The sequence below is a fragment of the Streptomyces sp. NPDC005496 genome, from assembly GCF_042872045.1.
GTDB lineage: Bacteria > Actinomycetota > Actinomycetes > Streptomycetales > Streptomycetaceae > Streptomyces.
The window spans coordinates 179,388-197,197 of record NZ_JBIAJQ010000006.1 but is presented as its reverse complement, the minus strand read 5'-3'; the positions used below and the strand labels follow the sequence as shown (position 1 = coordinate 197,197).

15 protein-coding genes are annotated in these 17,810 nt (G+C 70.8%); 5 read left to right on the top strand and 10 right to left on the bottom strand.

Features of this window, described 5'->3' with window-relative positions:
- Positions 1–217 precede the first annotated feature (217 nt).
- From ACFYQQ_RS20035 to ACFYQQ_RS20015, 5 genes are all read right to left on the bottom strand, one after another.
- Positions 218–1,597: an APC family permease gene (locus ACFYQQ_RS20035; RefSeq protein WP_388904903.1), complete on the bottom strand. Its 1,380-nt coding sequence runs from the start codon at positions 1,595–1,597 to the stop codon at positions 218–220.
- A 546-nt stretch (positions 1,598–2,143) separates the two neighbouring features.
- The gene (locus tag ACFYQQ_RS20030; protein WP_388904902.1) at positions 2,144–3,643 is read right to left on the bottom strand and encodes a GH1 family beta-glucosidase; all 1,500 of its coding nucleotides are present in this window, start codon (positions 3,641–3,643) and stop codon (positions 2,144–2,146) included.
- A 52-nt stretch (positions 3,644–3,695) separates the two neighbouring features.
- On the bottom strand, positions 3,696–4,637 hold the full coding sequence (locus tag ACFYQQ_RS20025) for a carbohydrate ABC transporter permease (protein ID WP_355794007.1): 942 nt from the start codon (positions 4,635–4,637) through the stop codon (positions 3,696–3,698).
- Positions 4,638–4,650: 13 nt separating this feature from the next.
- Positions 4,651–5,646: a sugar ABC transporter permease gene (locus ACFYQQ_RS20020; protein WP_355794009.1), complete on the bottom strand. Its 996-nt coding sequence runs from the start codon at positions 5,644–5,646 to the stop codon at positions 4,651–4,653.
- A 110-nt stretch (positions 5,647–5,756) separates the two neighbouring features.
- Positions 5,757–7,070, bottom strand: coding sequence for an extracellular solute-binding protein (locus ACFYQQ_RS20015; protein ID WP_355792896.1), 1,314 nt, complete (start codon positions 7,068–7,070; stop codon positions 5,757–5,759).
- 284 nt (positions 7,071–7,354) lie between these two features.
- Between ACFYQQ_RS20015 and ACFYQQ_RS20010 the strand changes: the two genes are divergently transcribed.
- The gene (locus tag ACFYQQ_RS20010) at positions 7,355–8,371 is read left to right on the top strand and encodes a LacI family DNA-binding transcriptional regulator (RefSeq protein WP_356173979.1); all 1,017 of its coding nucleotides are present in this window, start codon (positions 7,355–7,357) and stop codon (positions 8,369–8,371) included.
- Positions 8,372–8,922: 551 nt separating this feature from the next.
- On the opposite strand, the gene ACFYQQ_RS20005 is transcribed toward ACFYQQ_RS20010, so the two are convergent.
- The 4 genes from ACFYQQ_RS20005 to ACFYQQ_RS19990 all read right to left on the bottom strand — a co-directional run bounded on the left by ACFYQQ_RS20005 (position 8,923) and on the right by ACFYQQ_RS19990 (position 11,394).
- On the bottom strand, positions 8,923–9,414 hold the full coding sequence (locus ACFYQQ_RS20005; RefSeq protein ID WP_355795511.1) for an RNA polymerase sigma factor: 492 nt from the start codon (positions 9,412–9,414) through the stop codon (positions 8,923–8,925).
- A gap of 103 nt (positions 9,415–9,517) precedes the next feature.
- Positions 9,518–10,198, bottom strand: coding sequence for a class F sortase (locus ACFYQQ_RS20000; protein WP_388904901.1), 681 nt, complete (start codon positions 10,196–10,198; stop codon positions 9,518–9,520).
- Positions 10,195–10,554: a sortase-dependent protein gene (locus tag ACFYQQ_RS19995; RefSeq protein WP_388904900.1), complete on the bottom strand. Its 360-nt coding sequence runs from the start codon at positions 10,552–10,554 to the stop codon at positions 10,195–10,197. The genes ACFYQQ_RS20000 and ACFYQQ_RS19995 overlap by 4 nt, the downstream gene beginning before the upstream one ends.
- Positions 10,555–10,824: 270 nt before the next feature.
- Positions 10,825–11,394, bottom strand: coding sequence for a TetR/AcrR family transcriptional regulator C-terminal ligand-binding domain-containing protein (locus ACFYQQ_RS19990; protein WP_388904899.1), 570 nt, complete (start codon positions 11,392–11,394; stop codon positions 10,825–10,827).
- A gap of 74 nt (positions 11,395–11,468) precedes the next feature.
- Between ACFYQQ_RS19990 and ACFYQQ_RS19985 the strand changes: the two genes are divergently transcribed.
- From ACFYQQ_RS19985 to ACFYQQ_RS19970, 4 genes are all read left to right on the top strand, one after another.
- A complete protein-coding gene (locus ACFYQQ_RS19985; RefSeq protein WP_356173988.1) occupies positions 11,469–12,746 on the top strand; it encodes an MFS transporter in 1,278 nt (425 codons plus the stop codon).
- A 580-nt stretch (positions 12,747–13,326) separates the two neighbouring features.
- Positions 13,327–13,770, top strand: a complete 444-nt coding sequence (locus ACFYQQ_RS19980) for a VOC family protein (RefSeq protein WP_355783056.1) — start codon at positions 13,327–13,329, stop codon at positions 13,768–13,770.
- Positions 13,771–14,027: 257 nt separating this feature from the next.
- On the top strand, positions 14,028–15,488 hold the full coding sequence (locus ACFYQQ_RS19975; RefSeq protein ID WP_355783058.1) for an NAD(P)/FAD-dependent oxidoreductase: 1,461 nt from the start codon (positions 14,028–14,030) through the stop codon (positions 15,486–15,488).
- A 429-nt stretch (positions 15,489–15,917) separates the two neighbouring features.
- Complete coding sequence (locus ACFYQQ_RS19970; protein ID WP_355783063.1) at positions 15,918–16,655, top strand: SDR family oxidoreductase; 738 nt, start codon at positions 15,918–15,920, stop codon at positions 16,653–16,655.
- Between the two features lie 144 nt (positions 16,656–16,799).
- Here the strand turns inward: ACFYQQ_RS19970 and msrA are convergent, their stop codons facing one another.
- Complete coding sequence (gene msrA, locus ACFYQQ_RS19965) at positions 16,800–17,312, bottom strand: peptide-methionine (S)-S-oxide reductase MsrA (RefSeq protein WP_355783061.1); 513 nt, start codon at positions 17,310–17,312, stop codon at positions 16,800–16,802.
- Between the last annotated feature and the right edge of the window lie 498 nt (positions 17,313–17,810).

Below are 17,810 nucleotides of genomic sequence, written 5' to 3'. Positions count from 1 at the left end.
CGGCAGTCTCCCTCCTCGCTCACTCGACCGGGTGACACGTGAGGGGTTCTGTACCCGAACGAAGGACGGCCGGCGGTCGGGCTGCGGTCTGACGTGCTCTTCTGCGTGGCGCTGCCGCCGGAGTGGTCCTCTGGGCACGCGGTGCGCCCGCAGATTGGGATGTCTGCGGGCGCTTCTGCCGCCGCGGGGACGGAGCGTCGCGCTCCGGTCGGCTCGTTCAGTCCGGCTGGGCGCCCCGGTCGTCGCGCCGGTGCCGGCGGGCCGCGACGAGGGCGGGGACGACGCCCACCGCCAGGACGAGGAGTCCGCGCTTCCACACCTCGCCCTCGACGCGGGTCGCGAGGAGGACGCAGGACGCGGCGCCCAGGACCGGAACCACGACCGGAATCCGGAAGTACTCGCGGTCGACGGGGTCCTTGCGCAGTACCAGGGCCGCGGTGTTGACCATGAAGAAGACCACGAGAAGAAGGAGCACCAGCGTCGAGGCCAGGGTGGCGACATCACCGGTGAGGGCCAGGAGCAGCGACAGCGCCGTGGTGACGGCGATCGCGACCCAGGGGGTACGGCGCTGCGGCAGCACGGTCGCCAGCTGACGGGGCAGCAGTCCGTCCCGGGCCATGCCGAACGCCAGCCGGGAGGACATGATGCCGGTCAGCAGGGCCCCGTTGGCCACGGCGACCAGGGCGATCGCGCTGAAGAGCCGCTCCGGTACCCCTCCCGCCGCCTTGACGACCTCCAGCAACGGACCGCTGGAGTCGGCGAGGACCGTGGCGGGGACGGCGGCGGTCGCCGCGAGCCCGACGAGCACGTAGACCAGTCCGGCGGTGCCGAGAGCACCGAACAGCGCCCGGGGATAGGACCGCACGGGGTCGCGCGTCTCCTCCGCCACGTTGACGGACGTCTCGAAACCGACGAAGGAGTAGTACGCGAGCACGGCGCCGCTGAGCACGGCGGCTGCCGCGCCCTTCTGCGGGGTACCCAGGTCGGTCAGCGCATCGACGTGTCCGTCACCGCGCAGCACGATCCACGCCCCGAGCACGACCACGATCAGCAGGCCGCCGACCTCGATGACCGTCGCGACCACGTTGGCGCGGGTCGACTCCTTGATGCCGCGTGCGTTGAGCAGGGCGAGCGCCGCGAGGAACACGATGACGACCGCCGCCACGGGCAACGACACGAACGCGGTCAGATAGTCACCGGCGAAGCCGCGGGCCAGCGCGGCGACGGAGACGATGCCGGCCGCCAGCATGCAGTAGCCCGCCAGGAACCCGGCGAACGGTCCGTAAGCCCGTGTCGTGTAGTGGGAGGCTCCACCGGCGCGCGGGTACTTGGTCGCGAGTTCGGCGTAGCTCCCTGCGGTCAGCATCGCCAGGCACAGCGCCACGCTCAACGGCACCCAGACCGCTCCGCCGGACGCGGCGACGATCTGTCCCACGAGGACGTACACGCCGGCCCCCAGGACGTCACCGAGGATGAAGAAGTAGAGCAGCGGCGTGGACAGGGCGGAATTGAGTGGGCTCTGCTTGGGTGTCCGGTCGTCGGGCTGCGGCCCGCGCCGCGCCGGCTGCGCGGATGCCGAGGACTTGGAGGTGTCCATGTGGTCAGGCCGCCTCTCGCCCGACGGCCCCGGCCTCACGGCGAGGGTGCGGGAGATGGCGCCCGAGCCGCGGAGTCGGGGCCGGGTTCCTCGGTCGTCGAAGGCCGGGCCGTCCCGCTCCGTGCGGAGGGTGGCAGACAGGTCGAGGTCGCTGGTCGTGGTGCCGCGCGACGGAGCGGTAGGTCTTTCCATGTGCGGCTGAGTAGCCCGCCGGACGGGACGGAAACGGGGGCGAGCGTGTGATTCGGCCTACCCGATCGTTCCCGGCGATCACACGGGCCCACGGCTCCCGCCGTCCGTAGGTCACTGGTCGGCGAGCGACGAGTGCTGGTCAGGCGGGGACCGGGGCACCACCGGGCGTGGCGCACCCCGAACCCCAGCCTCGGCTCCGGGCCCGGGCTCCCCGGTCCCCCGGGGCCCACTCCCGACACGGCAGCCCACACACGGCGGCGCCCGGCCCCGAGCGCTCCGTGGCGGGTACGCCTGTACGCGTACCCGCCGCACGTCCGCACCCTCGGCCGGGCCCGGCCCCACGTCTCGCCGGGCTCAGTGGCTCCGAGGACCCTCGCCCGGCAGGCTGCCGGTGCGTGCCACGTCGGCGTACCACCGCGCGCTGGCCTTGGGGATGCGCTTGCCGGTCGGGTAGTCGACGTAGACGGCGCCGAAGCGCTTGCTGTAGCCATAGCCCCACTCGAAATTGTCCAGCAGGGACCACAGGAAGTAGCCGCGCACGTCGGCACCGGCCGCGATCGCCCGCCGCACGGCCGAGAGGTGGCCGTGGAGATAGGCGATGCGCTCGGGGTCGGAGACCTCGCCCTCAGGGTTGACGTAGTCGTCGAAGGCGGCGCCGTTCTCGGTGATCATCAGCGGCATCGAGGGGAAGTCCGCCTTGAGCCGCATCAGCAGGTCGTACAGACCGCTGGGGTCCACCGCCCAGCCCATCGCGGTGGTGCTGCCGGCGGGCCGGTGGAAGGCGACCTGGTCGGCGCCCGGCCAGGGGCTGTGCTCGCTGGCCCCGTGGCCGTCGGAGCCGTGGCCGGCCTCGCCGGTGGCGGCGGACACGAGGGTGGGCGTGTAGTAGTTGACGCCCAGGAAGTCCAGCGGCTGGTGGATCGTGGCGGTGTCGCCGTCCCGCACGAAGGACCAGTCGGTCAGGCCGGCCGTGTCCTGGAGGAGGTCCTGCGGGTAGCGGCCCTCCAAGATGGGGCCGGTGAAGACGCGGTTGGCGAGCGCGTCGATCCTGCGGGCCGCGTCCAGGTCCTCGGCGGCCTCGGTCAGGGCACGGACGTGGTGGATGTTGAGGGTGATGGACGCCCGTGCGGAGGACGGCAGTTCGGCGCGTAGTGCCTGAACCGCCTTGCCGTGCGCGAGGTTGAGGTGGTGCGCCGCGCGCAGTGCGGCGACCGGGTCGGTGCGCCCGGGAGCGTGGACACCCGAGCCGTATCCGAGGAAGGCGCTGCACCAGGGCTCGTTGAGGGTGGTCCAGGTCTTCACCCGGTCGCCCAGCGCGTGGGCGGCCAGGGCCGCGTAGTCGGCGAACCGGTCGGTGGTGACGCGCTCGGGCCAGCCACCGGCGTCCTCCAGCTCCTGCGGCAGGTCCCAGTGGTAGAGCGTGACCACCGGTTCGATGCCGTTCTCCAGCAGCGCGTCGGTCAGGGCGCGGTAGAAGTCGAGCCCCTTCTGGACGGCCGGGCCGCGGCCGGTGGGCTGTACGCGCGGCCAGGACAGGGAGAACCGGTACGCGCTCACGCCGAGGTCGGCCATGATCGCGACGTCCTCGCGCCAGCGGTGGTAGTGGTCGGTGGCCACGTCACCCGTGTCGCCGTTGCGCACCCTGCCGGGTGTGTGCGAGTAGGTGTCCCAGATCGAAGGGGTGCGACCGTCGACGGCGGCGGCGCCCTCGATCTGGTACGCGGCGGTCGCCGTGCCCCAGGTGAATCCCTGCGGGAAGCGGACGGCGTCGGTGGTCTCCGGGGCGGGCGCGACACGTCGGGTAACGGTGGTCACGTGAGTCCTTCCAGATGTACTGCGGGGCGGGAGTGGCATACGGGGGTGGCGGGCGCCGGGGGGCCGTGGCAGCAGTGGGGCGGTGAGGCGCTCATCCCTTGACGGCTCCCTGCATGATTCCGCCGACGATCTGCCGGCCGAAGACGACGAACATCACGAGCAGGGGCAGGGTGCCGAGCAGGGCTCCCGCCATGATCAGTGACTGGTCGCGTACGTAGCCCGCGCTCAGCTGGGTGAGGGCCACGGGGACCGTCGGGTTGGTCATGTCGAGCACGATGAAGGGCCAGAAGAAGTCGTTCCAGGCGTGCACGAACGTGATCATGAAGAGCACGGCCATCGGGGGCCGGGCGATGGGGAGCACGATGCTCCAGAAGATGCGCAGGGAGTGCGCACCGTCGACGCGGCCGGCCTCGACGAGTTCGTCGGGCAGCGCCTCGGTCAGATACTGCCGCATGAAGAACACCCCGACGGCGCTGACGAGCGTGGGGAAGATGACGGCGGGCAGCTTCTGGCCCCAGCCCAGTTCCGTCATCATCATGAACAGCGGTACGACGCCGAGTTGGGGCGGCACCATCATCGTGCCGATGACGAGCATGAGCAGGATGTTGCGGCCCTTGAAGCGGAGTTTGGCGAACGCGAAGCCGGCGAGGGTCGCGAACAGCACCGTGGACAGGGCGATCACCCCGGCCACGATCATGCTGTTGAGCATGGCCTTGCCCAGCGCGGCGTCCTGCCATGCCTTGCCGAGGTTCTCCAGCAGGTGGGGTCCGGGCAGGAACGGCGGGGGCGTCTGGGTCACCCGCGTGTTGTCGGTCGAGGCCGCGACCATCGTCCAGTAGAGCGGGAAGAGCGAGAACAGGGCCGCGATTCCCAGGAGGATGTAGGCGACGGGGCCCGCGTGGTGCTGACGTCCGGCGCCCGGGTGCCGGAAGAGGCGCCGGCCCTGTCCGCCGGACGCGCTGCTCCCGCGTGTTTTCGGTGCGGCCCCGGGGTGCGCCTCCGCCGCCCGGACCGGGATGCTGTCTGTGGTCATGGAGATCTCCCGGTCAGGCCCTGCGCGCGAGGACGCGCCTGACGAGTCGTTGGACGACGAACAGGGCGATGAGCAGCAGGAACATCGCCCAGGCGACCGTGGCGGCCCGGCCCATCTGGTAGTTCTTCCAGCCCTCCTCGTACAGCAGCAGTCCAAGGGTCTGGTACTGGTTGTCCGCTCCGCCGGTGATGCCGTTCGGGCCCTGGCCGAAGATCAGGGGCTCGCCGAAGAGCTGGGTGGCGCCGATCGTGGACAGGACGATGGTGAACACGATGGTGGAGCGGATGCCGGGGACGGTGACCTTCAGGAACTGCTGCCACCGCGAGGCGCCGTCGATGGCGGCGGCTTCGTAGCGGTCGCGCGGGATCGCCTGCATCGCGGCGAGGTAGAGGAGGGCGTTGTAGCCGGTCCAGCGCCAGATGACGATCGTGGAGATCGCCGTCTGCGCGGCCCACTTGTTGTTCTCCCAGTCGATGTTGTCGACGCCGACCAGGCTCAGCACCCAGTTGATCATGCCGAAGTCGCGTTCGTAGAGCATCGTGAACACGAGGGCGGCGGCGCCCACCGATGTGGCGTACGGCGTCAGGGCGGCGACACGGAAGAAAGTGGAGCCGCGGAGGCGGTAGTTGAGCAGGTGCGCGAGGCCGAGCGCCATCATCAGCTGCGGCACGGTCGACAGGACACCGATGGTGAAGGTGTTGAGCAGCGCGTTCCAGAAGCGGTCGTCCTCCCACAGGGACGTGTAGTTGTCGAAGCCGACCCATTCCATGAGGTTCAGGGTGGACAGCTCGACGCGGTGCAGGGAGATCCACGAGGTGTAGACGAGCGGGTAGAAGCTGAAGGCGGCGAAGACGACGAAGAACGGTGCGACGAAGGCGTACGGAGCTCCGCGGACGTCGAGGCGGTGCAGCAGCGTCCGCCGCCGCTGGCGTTCCCCGCCGGTGCCGGTCCCGGCCGGCGGGACTGTGCCGGGGGCACCGTCTGAGGGTGTGGAGGTGGAGATGGCCACCGGAAGGCGTCCTTCCTGGAGGGTGAGAGGGGCGGGCAGGGGCCCGGCGGCCCAGGCAGGCCGTGCGTGGGGCGCCGGGCGGCTCCGCGGGCGGGCAGCGGTGCCCTCGGTCAGCCGGCGGCCTTCTCGATGCGCTCGTCAGTGGTCTTCCACGCCTCGTTCGGGCTCTTGTTCTGCGCCTCGATCAAGGTCAGGCCCTGGGAGAAGATGTCCTTGATGGTGCCGTCCTTGCGGCCGAGCACCTGCTCGTCGGGGATCTCCTTGGCCGCTGCGCCGAAGATCTTCCCGATGGGCGCGCCGCTGAAATAGTCCGACTTGGCGTCGACCACTTCGGGCATCCCGAGCGCGGTCTGCGACGAGGGGAAGTTGCCGATCTTCTCGAAGAGGTAGGCCTGCTGCTCGGGAGCGGTGAGCCAGGCGACGAGTTCCTGGGCCTCCTTCTTGACGGGGCTCTTCTCCATCACGCCAAGGAAGGAGCCGCCCCAGTTGGCGCCCTGGGGTGCCTTGGCGACGTCCCACTTGCCCTTGTTCTTCGGTCCGGCCTTCTCGCTGATGTGCGCGAGCATCCAGGCGGGGCAGACCGTGGTGGCGAAGGTGCTGTTGGCCAGGCCGGGGTCCCAACCGGGCTGGAACTGGCGCAGTTTGGCCGTGAGATCGGACGTGGCCGCCTCGGAGGCCAGCTTCCAGGCGTCCTTCACGACAGGGTTGGACGCGTAGATCAGCTCGCCCTTCTTGTCGTAGAACTGCTCGGAGTGGCCGTAGATCATGGCGTTGAACAGGCCGCTGGAGCTGTCCATGAAGGCGACCTTGCCGTCCTTGGACTTCTGCTTGAACTTCTTGCCCGCGGCGACGTACTTGGACCAGTCGCCCTCCCACAGCTTGGCGACCTCGTCACGGTCGGTGGGCAGGCCCGCCTGCTCGAACAGGTCCTTGCGGTAGCAGACGGCCATCGGACCGATGTCGGTGCCGAGGCCGATGACCTTCTTGTCCGCGGTGGTGACCTGGCTCTGCTTCCACGGGAGGAAGTGGTCGGTGCCGGACACCCCGGACAGGTCGACGAACTTGTCCTTCTGCGTGTCCGACAGCTCCTTGGCCCGGCCGATCTCTATGCCCTGGATGTCCTTCAGCCCGCTGCCCGCGGCCAGGTGGGTCTGCAGGGCGGTGTAGTAGGTCTGCTCGTCACCGGCGACATCGGCCTTGATGGTGACGTCGGGGTGTTCCTTCATGTACTTGTCGAGCAGGCCGGTCTCCTTGAAGCCCATGACGCCGAAGAGCCCCATGGTGATGGTGACCTTGCCGTCCTTCTTTCCTCCGCCGGTCCCCCCGTTGTCACTGCTCCCGCAGCCCACGACCAGACCGAGAGCCGACACGACCGACACGGCGGCCACGACTCGTGTACGCAACTTCCTTCGGGCCTTGCCCATTTCGTCCTCCTAGCGGCGGCGCTGACGCACCGGAGATCGAGCACCACGGTCCGCTCCGTAGGCCCGATTTGTCCGGGTGGGTACGTTCCCAAACGGCGATGGGAACGTGCCCACCCGGAGGCCCGAAGCGTGGCCGCCGCAAAAGGCTCCTGTCAAGAAGTTGAATCCAGTTCGTTGCGGAAAGATGTCGCGCCGGCGTCCTCGGCCCCTCCGGAAGCTCTTCCGGGGTCTGGCACAATGCGCAGGTGAAAGCCGTCGGGGCAGCGCGTGAGCGAGGAGGCGCCATGGGGGGCAGGCAACGCCCGACCATCAAGACCGTGGCCGCGCGCGCCGGCGTCGGACGCACCACGGTTTCACGAGTCATCAACGGCTCCGAGCTCGTCAGCGAGAAGGCCAGGGCCGCGGTGCTCGCGGCCATCGAGGAGCTGAACTACGTACCGAACTCGGTCGCCCGGGGCCTCGTGACGAGCAGGACGAACTCGGTGGCCCTGGTGATCCCCGAGTCGGAGAGCAGACTGGGCTCCGAGCCGTACTTCTCGGCGGTCATCCGCGGGGTCAGCACCGCCCTGGCGGAGACCCGGACGCAGCTCCAACTGGTGCTCGTACGCGACCAGGCCGAGCGGGACCAGCTCACCGAGTCGGTGGCGGAACGGCGTGTCGACGGTGTGCTGCTGGTCTCCGTGCACGAGCACGATCCGCTGCCCGGGCTGCTGGAGGACATGGGCCTGCCCACGGTGCTGGCCGGACGCCGCTCCCCCGCCGAGTCCCTCAGCCACGTGCACTCCGACAACGCGGGCGGGGCCGCCGCGGCCGTCGAGCACCTGCTCGCCCGAGGGCGGCGCACGATCGCCACGATCAGCGGCCCGCTCGACATGGACGTGGCACGCAGCCGGCTCCAGGGATGGCGTGACGCCCTGGAGAAGGCGGGGCACGAGATCCCGGAGCGGCTGGTGGCCTCGGCCGACTTCACCGAGGAGGGCGGCGAGGCCGCCATGCGTTCACTCCTTGAACAAGTCCCCGCTCTCGACGCCGTGTTCGTCGCGTCCGACGTCATGGCGGCGGGAGCCCTCGCCGAGTTGCGCAGGCAGGGGCGGCGCGTTCCGGACGAGGTGGCGGTGGTCGGGTTCGACGACTCCATCATCGCCCGCCACAGCAACCCGCCCCTGACGAGCGTGCGTCAGCCCGTCGAGGAGATCGGCGTCACGATCGCCCGCATCCTGCTGGAGGAGATCGGCGACCCCGAGGAGCCGCGTCGGCACGTCGTCCTCCCCACCGAACTCGTGGTGCGCGAGTCCTCGTGAGTGTGCCGGGCACCCGTCCGTCCCGGGGCCCGGCACAAGGGAGTTGAGGCCGCGGGCACCCGACTGGCACTCGTCCGCCGCGGCCCGGTGAGGCTCAACGCGGGCCGCGCTCCGTGGGTGCGGTCCCGGTCCGAGCCGTCTCCCGCGACGGCTCGGCGAGAGAGGGTGTGGGTGTCGCGGACGGTTCCCGGGTGGGCACCGGGGGACGGCGGGGATCGCTCTCCCTGGGGGCGGGCCGGGACGGCTCCGGCGAAGTCTGCCGGGAGGGGGCCGTCGTAGGGACGGTCGCGGGGCTGCTTGCGGGAGGCGGGGCGAGAGGGACGGTCGGGGAGGCCGGCGCCTCGGACGCGGACATGGTGAGCGGGAGCGCGACGACGGCAGCGACGGCGCACGACAGCCCGACTCCGATCGCGGTCCGGACCGTCCTGCGCCGGGACGCGCCGCGGCGGATCGCCTCGTACCGGCCGGGCGGTGGGCTCAGGTAGTCGGGCCCTGGCCTCAGGACGGCGGCGAGGGGGTCGTCGAGTCCGAAGTCCGGGTCCGGACCTTCGTCATGGTGTGCGATCAAGGTTCCTCCCCAGGTGGGCGCGGAGCAGTTCTCGGGCCGTGTGGAGGTCGGCCTTGACGGTTCCTTCCTTGCGTCCGGTCAGGACGGACACCTCCCGGATGGGCATGTCCGCGTAGTAGTGCAGCAGGATCGGGACGCGCAGGCGCTCCGGCAGTGACTGCACGAGCAGGCGCACCGAGGGATCGGTCTGCTCGTCGTGCGGACGGACGGCCGCCTCGGAGGTGACGCGCCGCACGGCTCTGCGCTCGCGTTCCGTCCTGCGCCAGTGGTCGCGCACGAGGTTGGCCGCCGTCACGTAGAGGAAGCCTCGGGGCTCCTCCACGGCCGTCCAGCGTGCCCAGAGCCGGGTGAAGGCCTCCGAGGCGATCTCGTGGGCGGTCTCGTCGTCGTCGACCAGTCGGCGGCACCAGCCGGCGAGACGTGGGTAGAGGGCAGCGAACAGCTCGGACGCTGCCGTGTCGCGGGACCGTTTCAACGCTCTCCATGGTCGTGGCCGCACGGGGTCGTGGGCTCGGGACTGGTGGGGCGGTTCCCGGGCGGCCGGCACAGGTCCGTCCGCCCGGGATCCGGTGGGAGGGTCAGGGAGTCACCGACTTCAGCCGGGCGAAGACGATCACGTTGTCGCGGTAGCCCTCGTCGGCGCGGGGGCCGCCGCAGGTGATGAGCCGGAGCTCGGGGCGGTTCACGTCCCCGTAGACGGCCTTCGCGGGGAAGCGGTTCTTGGCGACCGTCCGGACGGAGGTCACGGAGAAGGCCGCCGCCGTTCCGTCTCCCAGACTCGCGGTGACCGTGTCGCCGGGGCGCAGCCGGTCCAGGCGGCGGAACACCCCGTCCCCGTAGGCGCCGACGGTGACATGGCCGAGGATCACGGACGGCCCGACCTGTCCCGGCGCGGGCGAGTGCTCGTACCAGCCCGCTCGGTCGTGTGCCGTCACGGGTGGTACCTGCACGCTGCCGTCCTCTGCCAACCCGAGCCGTATCAGCGGGGTGTCGACCGAGATGGCGGGGATCCGCAACCTCACGGGGGCCGAACTCCCTTGCCGTTGCGGTGCCTTCGCCTTCGTGCCGGACTCCGAGGGCTCACGCCCGCTGCCCGATGGGGTTGTTGCGGACCGAGTGTCGCCGGTGCCACCACCGCAGCCGGACAGCAGCGTGCCCAGTACGGCGGCGGTGACGAGCCGTCTGGAAGGCGCGTGGGCGGCCGGTGCGCTCCGGGCGGGAACGGCAGGGGTGACCGCGCGCCGGGCAGGTGACGTCATGCCCCGGCGGTCCGTCGGCGGCGGACCACGAAGGCCACTCCGCCGCCCAGGACGACCGCCGCCGCGGCGCCGCCTCCGATGGCCGCTCCCCCGTCCGTGCCCTGTCCGGTCGTGGGTGCCACACCGGTGTCGGGCGCTCCGTTCGGAACGCGGCTGACCTGGCCCGTGGCGGGCGCCCGAGTCGGCGCTTCGCTCGGGGAGGCGGTGCTGGGGGTGGGCGTCGGGGCGGCGGTCGGGCGCTCCGAGGGGGCGGTGGGGGCCGGCCTCGGCGTCGTCTCGTTGGCGAACGCCGGTATCGCGCCCGCCAGTACGGCGGTGCACGCGAGTGTCATGGCCCCGGAAACGGTACGGCGCATGGGTCGCTCTCCTCTTTCGTCCGTCCGCCGCGGATCCGGCGGACCGGGTGACAGGTCGAGCGAAGAGACGACACAGCGACGGACCAGGTTGTAAAGAGCAGGCAAAGCCCGCGACTTGGCGGCGGCCCCTCGTCGTTCCGCGGGGCGACACGGCGAGCATTCGTGCGGGCACCGGCGTACGCCGCGCGGCCGCCGCACTGCCTGCCACCCCGAGCCGCGGCACGTGGCCGCCGCGCCTCGGGCTTCCTGCGCCGGGGAGGTCCGGCTCGCTCAGGTCAGCGCCCGGGAAGCCGCCAGGAACGTCGTGACGAGGCCGCGAGCCCAGTCACCGGAAGCGGGCTCCGCGCTGAAGATCGCGCGGTAGTACAGCGGGCCGAGGAGGAAGTCGACGGCGCTCTCCACCGTGGGCGCCTCACCGCCCCGGGAGCGCTCGCGCTCGATGATGGCCCTCAGCTGCTCGTGCCGGTCGGCCGTGCAGGCGCATCCCCCTTCGGGCCCCGAGCCGATCGTGGCGCGCATGAGGGCGAGGGTGTCCGGATCGGCGAGGTCGGTCGCGACGTCCGCCATCCACCGCTCGAGGTCGCCGGCCAGCGAACCCGAGTCGGGCACGACGACGTCACCGCTGAAGCGGCTGGTGGCCACGTCGCTGAGCAGTTGGGCGGCCGATCCCCAGCGCCGGTAGACGGTCGTGGGGTGCACGCCCGCGCGGGCGGCGACGGCGGGGATCGTCAGTGCCTCGGCGGGCCCGTCCGCCAGAAGATCCGCGACGGCGCGGTGCACGGCCGCCCGCACCTTGGCGGAGCGGCCACCGGGACGTACCTGAGCTGAAGCGTCAACCATGACGGAATTATCGCACTGATCGTTGCGTTAGTGCTAGCGTCTTAACGCATCGATCACTGCGTTTGGAGAGAATCGTGCCCGCCTCCGCCCTGCCCCATCAGCACACATCCCCACCGGTCACCACGTCGCCGGAAGGACGCCGCCGCCGCGAGCTGGGGCGGCCGATGGCGTTCGTCGCCCTGGCCGTCGTGTTCGTGCTCTTCATGGCCGCGTCCAGCGCCCCCTCCCCGCTCTACGTCGTCTACCAGCAGGAATGGAGCTTCTCGGCCACCGTTCTCACCACGGTCTTCGCGGTCTACGTCCTCGGGATGATCGCCGCGCTACTGGTGCTCGGCGCCCTGTCCGACCACCTCGGCCGACGACCGGTCCTGCTGTCGGCGCTGGCCCTCGAAGCCGTGGCGATGGCCCTGTTCCTCACCGCGGACGACATCGCGCTGCTGCTGGTCGCGCGGCTGGTCCAGGGCATAGCCACCGGCGCCGCCATGACCGCGCTCGGCGCGGCCCTGGTCGACCTCAATCCGGCACACGCGCCACACCGCGCCGGTGTCGTCTCGGGCGCGGCCCCCACCTTCGGGCTCGGACTGGGTTCGCTGGGTTCCGGTTTCCTCGTGGAGTACGGACCGCACCCCACCCGCCTGGTGTACGTGCTGCTGCTGGCCGCCGTGCTCGTGGCCGGCGCCGTCCTCCTGGCGCTGCCGGAGACGTCGGTGAAGCGGCCGGGTGCCGCCCGCTCGCTCCTGCCGCGCCTGCGCGTCGCTCCGCACCTGAGGGGCGACCTGCTGGGGCTGGTGCCGATCCTCGTCGCCAGCTGGGCGCTCGGCGGTCTCTACCTCTCGCTCGGCCCCTCCGTCGCGGTCGGCCTGTTCGGCCTCTCCAGCCATGTGGTCGGCGGTCTGGTGGTCACCCTGCTCACGGTGCCGGCCTCCCTCACCGCGTTCGCCCTGCGCGGCTGGCCCACCTCGCGCACCCTGACGCTCGGCGCGAGCCTCCTGCTGGTCGGTACGGCCGTCGCCCTCACCGGGGTCGAGGAGAACTCCCTGGTCACCGCGGCGCTCGGCACCGTCATCGCCGGAGTCGGTTTCGGCGGCTCGGCCCTCGCCAGCTTCGGCACCCTGGCCCGGATCGCCGCCCCGTCCGAACGCGGCGAACTGCTCTCCGTCGCCTTCGTGATCTCCTACCTGTCCTTCAGCGTGCCCGCCGTGATCGCCGGAATCGCCGCCACCCACACGGGACTGCACGAGACGTCCGTCGTCTACGCGGCCACGGTTGCGGTCCTGGCCGCCCTCGCCCTGCTCGCCCAGTGGCTGCGCTCCGCTCGCACCCCCGAGCGGGCGGCCGGCTCGCAGGCGTGAGGAGCCCGTCCGGGGCGGTGACGGCCACCCCGGACGACGGGCCGCACAGTCCCTCCCGTGCCGGGCACCCCGAGACAGGAGGGACTTCGCGGACATGGCCTTGCGCAGTGACCTGAAGGCGGTGCGGATCTCCCGGGACAGCAGCTCCGGCTGTTCCCAGGCGGCGAAGTGGCCGCCCTTGTCGACCTCGTTCCAGGGGGTCAGGTTGCCGAGTGGGGTGCCTGACGGCATCTCAAGCCGGCGATCACGACAGTCGATACGTCACCGGTCAAGCAAGTGACAAAGTCCGTCGACCTACATCCGGTCGAGGCGCGCAGCACGCGTTCGACCCACCCCCCAGCAGGCGGTCGCCGTCGGATGCATAGCAGCAACTTCTGGCCGCCTGGATCTATACAACTCTTGACCCAAGCCGTCGGACGCAGGGCCGACCCGCCCGCTTCCACGCCAGAGAGACAGCCCGACCGGGGAGCACATTCCTCCGTCACCAGCTTGACCAGTGACGCCGACGTTGGAATGATGTCACCCGTTGAACCGGTGACACGCTCGGGGCGTGTCCTCTGTCGTGAAAGCGAAGGCAACAATGGAATTCAAGCTCGAGGTCATGGTGCTGCCCGTCTCGGACGTCGACGCGGCCAAGGCCTTCTACGAGAAGGCCGGGTTCCGGCTGGACGTCGATTACGTCGCCGATGACTCCTACCGGGTGGTCCACCTGACCCCGCCGGGATCGCAGTGCTCGATCCTCTTCGGCACCGGTGTCACGACCGCCGCACCGGGTTCCGTGCAGGGCCTGCACCTCGTCGTCTCCGACATCGAGGCCGCTCACGCGGAGCTCGTTGAGCGGGGTGTCGAGGTGGGCGAGATCTTTCATGACGCGGGCGGCGTGTTCCACCGCGGCACGGAGGAAGGCAGGGTCGGCGGACCGCAGCCGCGGCGCGCCAGCTACGGCTCCTTCGCGGCGTTCAGCGACCCTGACGGCAACGGATGGGTTCTGCAGGAGGTCACGACCCGGCTCCCCGGCCGGTGACCACCCGTCCGTAGGACAGCTGGGAACGCCGCTCGGGGCCAGGCGCCCGTCGGCCCGACCCGAACCTCGCTCGGGATGCCCCCACCTACTGGCGTCCGCGCCCGGCGCCGCCGGTTGGGTTCCGCCAGGCGCTGTCCGACCCTCTGGAGGAATATGGCAGGAGAACTGCGCCGACCCCGGGCGAGTGCGGGTCGCGCGGTGTTCTCCACATTGAGCGCCACGCCGGGCTGCGATTCGGATGAGGGACTGGAGCAAGCATGGATAGCACTTCTCGCGCCTACGACGTGGTCGTTCTGGGCGCCGGCCCGGCCGGCGAGAACCTGGCCGAGCGCACCAGGGCGGCCGGACTCTCCACGGTGATCGTGGAGAACGAGCTGCTCGGAGGCGAGTGCTCGTTCTGGGCGTGTGAACCGAGCAAGGCGCTGCTGCGCCCCGTGGTGGCGCGCGCTGACGCCCGTCGAGTCCCGGGGCTGAGGGCAGCGGTGGAGGGCCCGCTGGACGTGCCCGCGGTGTTCGCCTACCGCGACAAGATGTCCGCCTACTGGCATGACGAGGACCAGGTGGGCTGGCTGAACTCGGTGTCCGTGGACCTGGTGCGCGGCTACGGGCGGCTGGACGGCCCGAAGCAGGTCGTCGTGGAGACGCCGGACGGCGACACCGTGCGCCTGACGGCACGGCAAGCCGTCGGCGTGTGCACGGGGACGATCACCGCGTTCCCCGATCTGCCCGGGCTCGCGCAGGCCCGCCCCTGGACGAATCGTGATGCCACCGCCGCCCGGCACGTCCCGGATCGCCTCGCCGTCGTGGGCGGTGGTGTGGTGGCCGTCGAGATGGCCACGGCGTTCCAGGCACTCGGTTCGCGGGTGACCATGCTGGTGCGGGGCAGCAAGGGGCTGCTGAACCGCATGGAGCCCTTCGCCGGAGAGATGGTCGCGGAATCCCTGCGAGCCGCGGGCGTCGATCTCCGTTTCGACACCTCGGTGACCGGGGTCGTCCGTGAGAACGGCGACGACAGCCCCGTGCGGGTGACCCTGTCCGGCGGCGAGACGTTGGAGGCCGACGAGATCCTGTTCGCGACCGGCCGCGCGCCGCACACCGCGGACATCGGCCTGGAGACCGTCGGACTGACGCCGGGCGACTGGTTGGCCGTGGACGACTCCTACCGCGTGACAGACGTCGCCGACGGATGGCTCTACGCGGTCGGCGACGTCAACCACCGCGCCCTGATGACCCACCAGGGCAAGTACCAGGCGCGCATCGCCGGTGCGGTGATCGGGGCGCGCGCCAAGGGCGAACCGCTGGACGACGGCAGGTGGGGAGCGCACGCCTCCACGGCCGACAGCGCCGCCGTGCCCCAAGTGGTGTTCTCCGAGCCGGAGGTGACCAGCGTCGGTCTGACGACGCAGGAAGCCGAGCGCACCGGGCGCCGTGTCGACGTCGTGGACCACGAGATCGGCAGGGTCGCCGGCGCCTTGCAGTACGCCGAGGGCTACCGCGGCAGGGCTCGCGTGCTCATCGACCCCGATCTCCAGACCGTCGTCGGAGTGACCTTCGTCGGCCCCGGGACGCAGGAGCTGCTGTACTCGGCGACCGTCGCGATCACCAGCGAGGTACGTGTGGACCGGCTGTGGCACGCCGTACCGGCGTTCCCCACGATCAGCGAGGTCTGGCTGCGCGTTCTGGAGAGCTACCGAGACGGCCGCGTCGGCAAGTCATGACACCGTCCGTTCGAGCACGGTGTCACCGGCCCCCGCCTGCGAGGGTCCGGTGCCGCTCCAGTGGTGGGCGACATCCGGGAGAGGTACGTTGGTGAGCGCCGTGACGGGCGCGCTGCGTGTCGGCACCGCGGGCAGTCGCATACGAGAACTCGGCGTGAGAACGATGGCGGCGGGTCCGGCGTGGAGCGTACGCGGACCTCGCGCCTTCGAAGTCCCAGGTGTGTACCGGACCAAGCAGCCTCGACCTGGGCGCGCGTGACGGGACTTCGGTTGCGCGGCGGCTGCCCCGTCCGGCTCGGGGCGATTCCGTGCGGCGCCTGGCCCGGCGCGGGCGTGACGAACACCTCGCCGTGGACGGTCAGTTGACCCGGAGTGTGAGATGTCCACCACTCACCCTCCACCGGCCCCCTCGATCACCGGAGGCACATGATGGGCGAGCAGAACCAGGGTCGTGACTTGGCCGATCAGACCGTCGTGGTGATCGGAGCGAGTTCCGGTATCGGGTTGGCGACCGCGCGTCGCGTACGTGACGAGGGCGGCCAGGTGGTGATGGTCGGTCGCGATCCGCAACGCCTGGAACGAGCGGCCGCCGACATCCAGCCGTTGAGCACCGCGACCTTCGACGCCACGGACACCCACCAGGTGGAGCGGTTCTTCCAGGACCTCCCCCACCCCGTCGACCACGTCCTGTCGACGGCAGGCGGCCCGTCCTACGCGCCCCTGGCCGACCTGGACCTGCCGGAGACCAGCCGCCACTTCGGTGACCGGCTCGCCATGACCCTCGCCATCGGCAAATACAGTCAGGGCAGGGTCCGAGCCGGAGGCACGCTGCTGTTCATCGGGGGAACCGGTGGACGGCGCCCGGGCAGGGGCCTGTCCGTCATCTCCGCGCTCACGGCGGCGCTGCCCGCACTCACTGCCAACCTGGCACTCGAACTGGCGCCGATCCGCGTGAACCTCATCGCCGCCGGATTCGTCGACACGGCGTTGTCGGCCTCGCTCCTCGGCGACCAACTCGAAGCACGACGCGAGGAACTGCGCTCGACCCTGCCCATCCGGCGGGTCGTCGGCCCGGAGGACATCGCGGCGCTGGCCGTTCACATCATGCTCAACGAGGCCCTGACCGGGGCCACCTACGACATCGACGGCGGACAGCAGTTGCTCTAGAGCCGCCGCACCTTCGCGTCGCTGTTCTCTGTCGCGCTCGACCGGCGCGAGCGGCCCGCGGTCACCGACTTCCTCGGGCGGCGTATGCGAAACCGCCCCGCGGAACCAGGGATCCGCGGGGCAGGTGACCGTCAGCCGGGTGGGTCAGCTCGCGGCGCGCTTCGGCAGGCGCCAGTTGGGCCGCGGGAAGTGGCAGGTGTATCCGTCGGGGTACCGCTGGAGGTAGTCCTGGTGCTCCGGTTCGGCCTCCCAGAACGCCCCGGCGGGCACCACTTCGGTCACGACCTTCCCGGGCCACAGTCCGGAGGCGTCGACGTCGGCGATGGTGTCCTCGGCGACGCGCCGCTGCTCCTCGTCGAGGTAGAAGATGGCCGAACGGTAGTCGGCGCCGATGTCGTTCCCCTGCCGGTTCTTCGTCGTCGGGTCGTGGATCTGGAAGAAGTACTCGAGGATGTTGCGGTAGTCCGTCTTCGCCGGATCGAAGGTGATCTCGATGGACTCCGCGTGCCCGGCGTGGTTGCGGTACGTCGCGTTGGGGAGGTCGCCGCCGCTGTATCCGACGCGCGTGTCCAGGACACCCGGGATTGACCGGATCAGTTCCTGCATGCCCCAGAAGCAGCCGCCCGCCAGCAGAGCCCGCTGCGCTTCGTTACTCATGATCCATCTCCTTGTTCGTCGGTGCACACGGCTGGCGACACGCCCTGGTCCATCCGCACGCCCTGAGGGCGCACTGTAGTACCGGCCTGCACTGATGCCGCAGATCATCGAACACCGCGGGCAGGCCGGTCATTCCCCCGGACGGGGTCTGCCAGGGGTGCCGGCGGGCGCCGAGACCGGGGCTTTAGCAGCGACTCCGAGCGCGGTCGAGGCGTACTCGCCGCGGGACGTGCGGGGACACGGCGGGTCGTCGGCGTTCCTGACCGTGAGCCGCTCTCCTGACGCCTTGCGTCACCGGCTGGAGTGGTGATGAATGTCACTGTCCGTGCATCCGTCGCGGCCATGACCAGGTGCTCGAAAGGTCGGGCCAGGGCCTCCCCGGCGAGGGCACCTCGCCCCCCACTCCACACGCGCAGGAGGTGGCAGCCGCTATAGGCGCATGACAGATCTTCACCGTCGTGGTTACGATGCGCGCGATGAAGAACTTCTCCTCTTTCG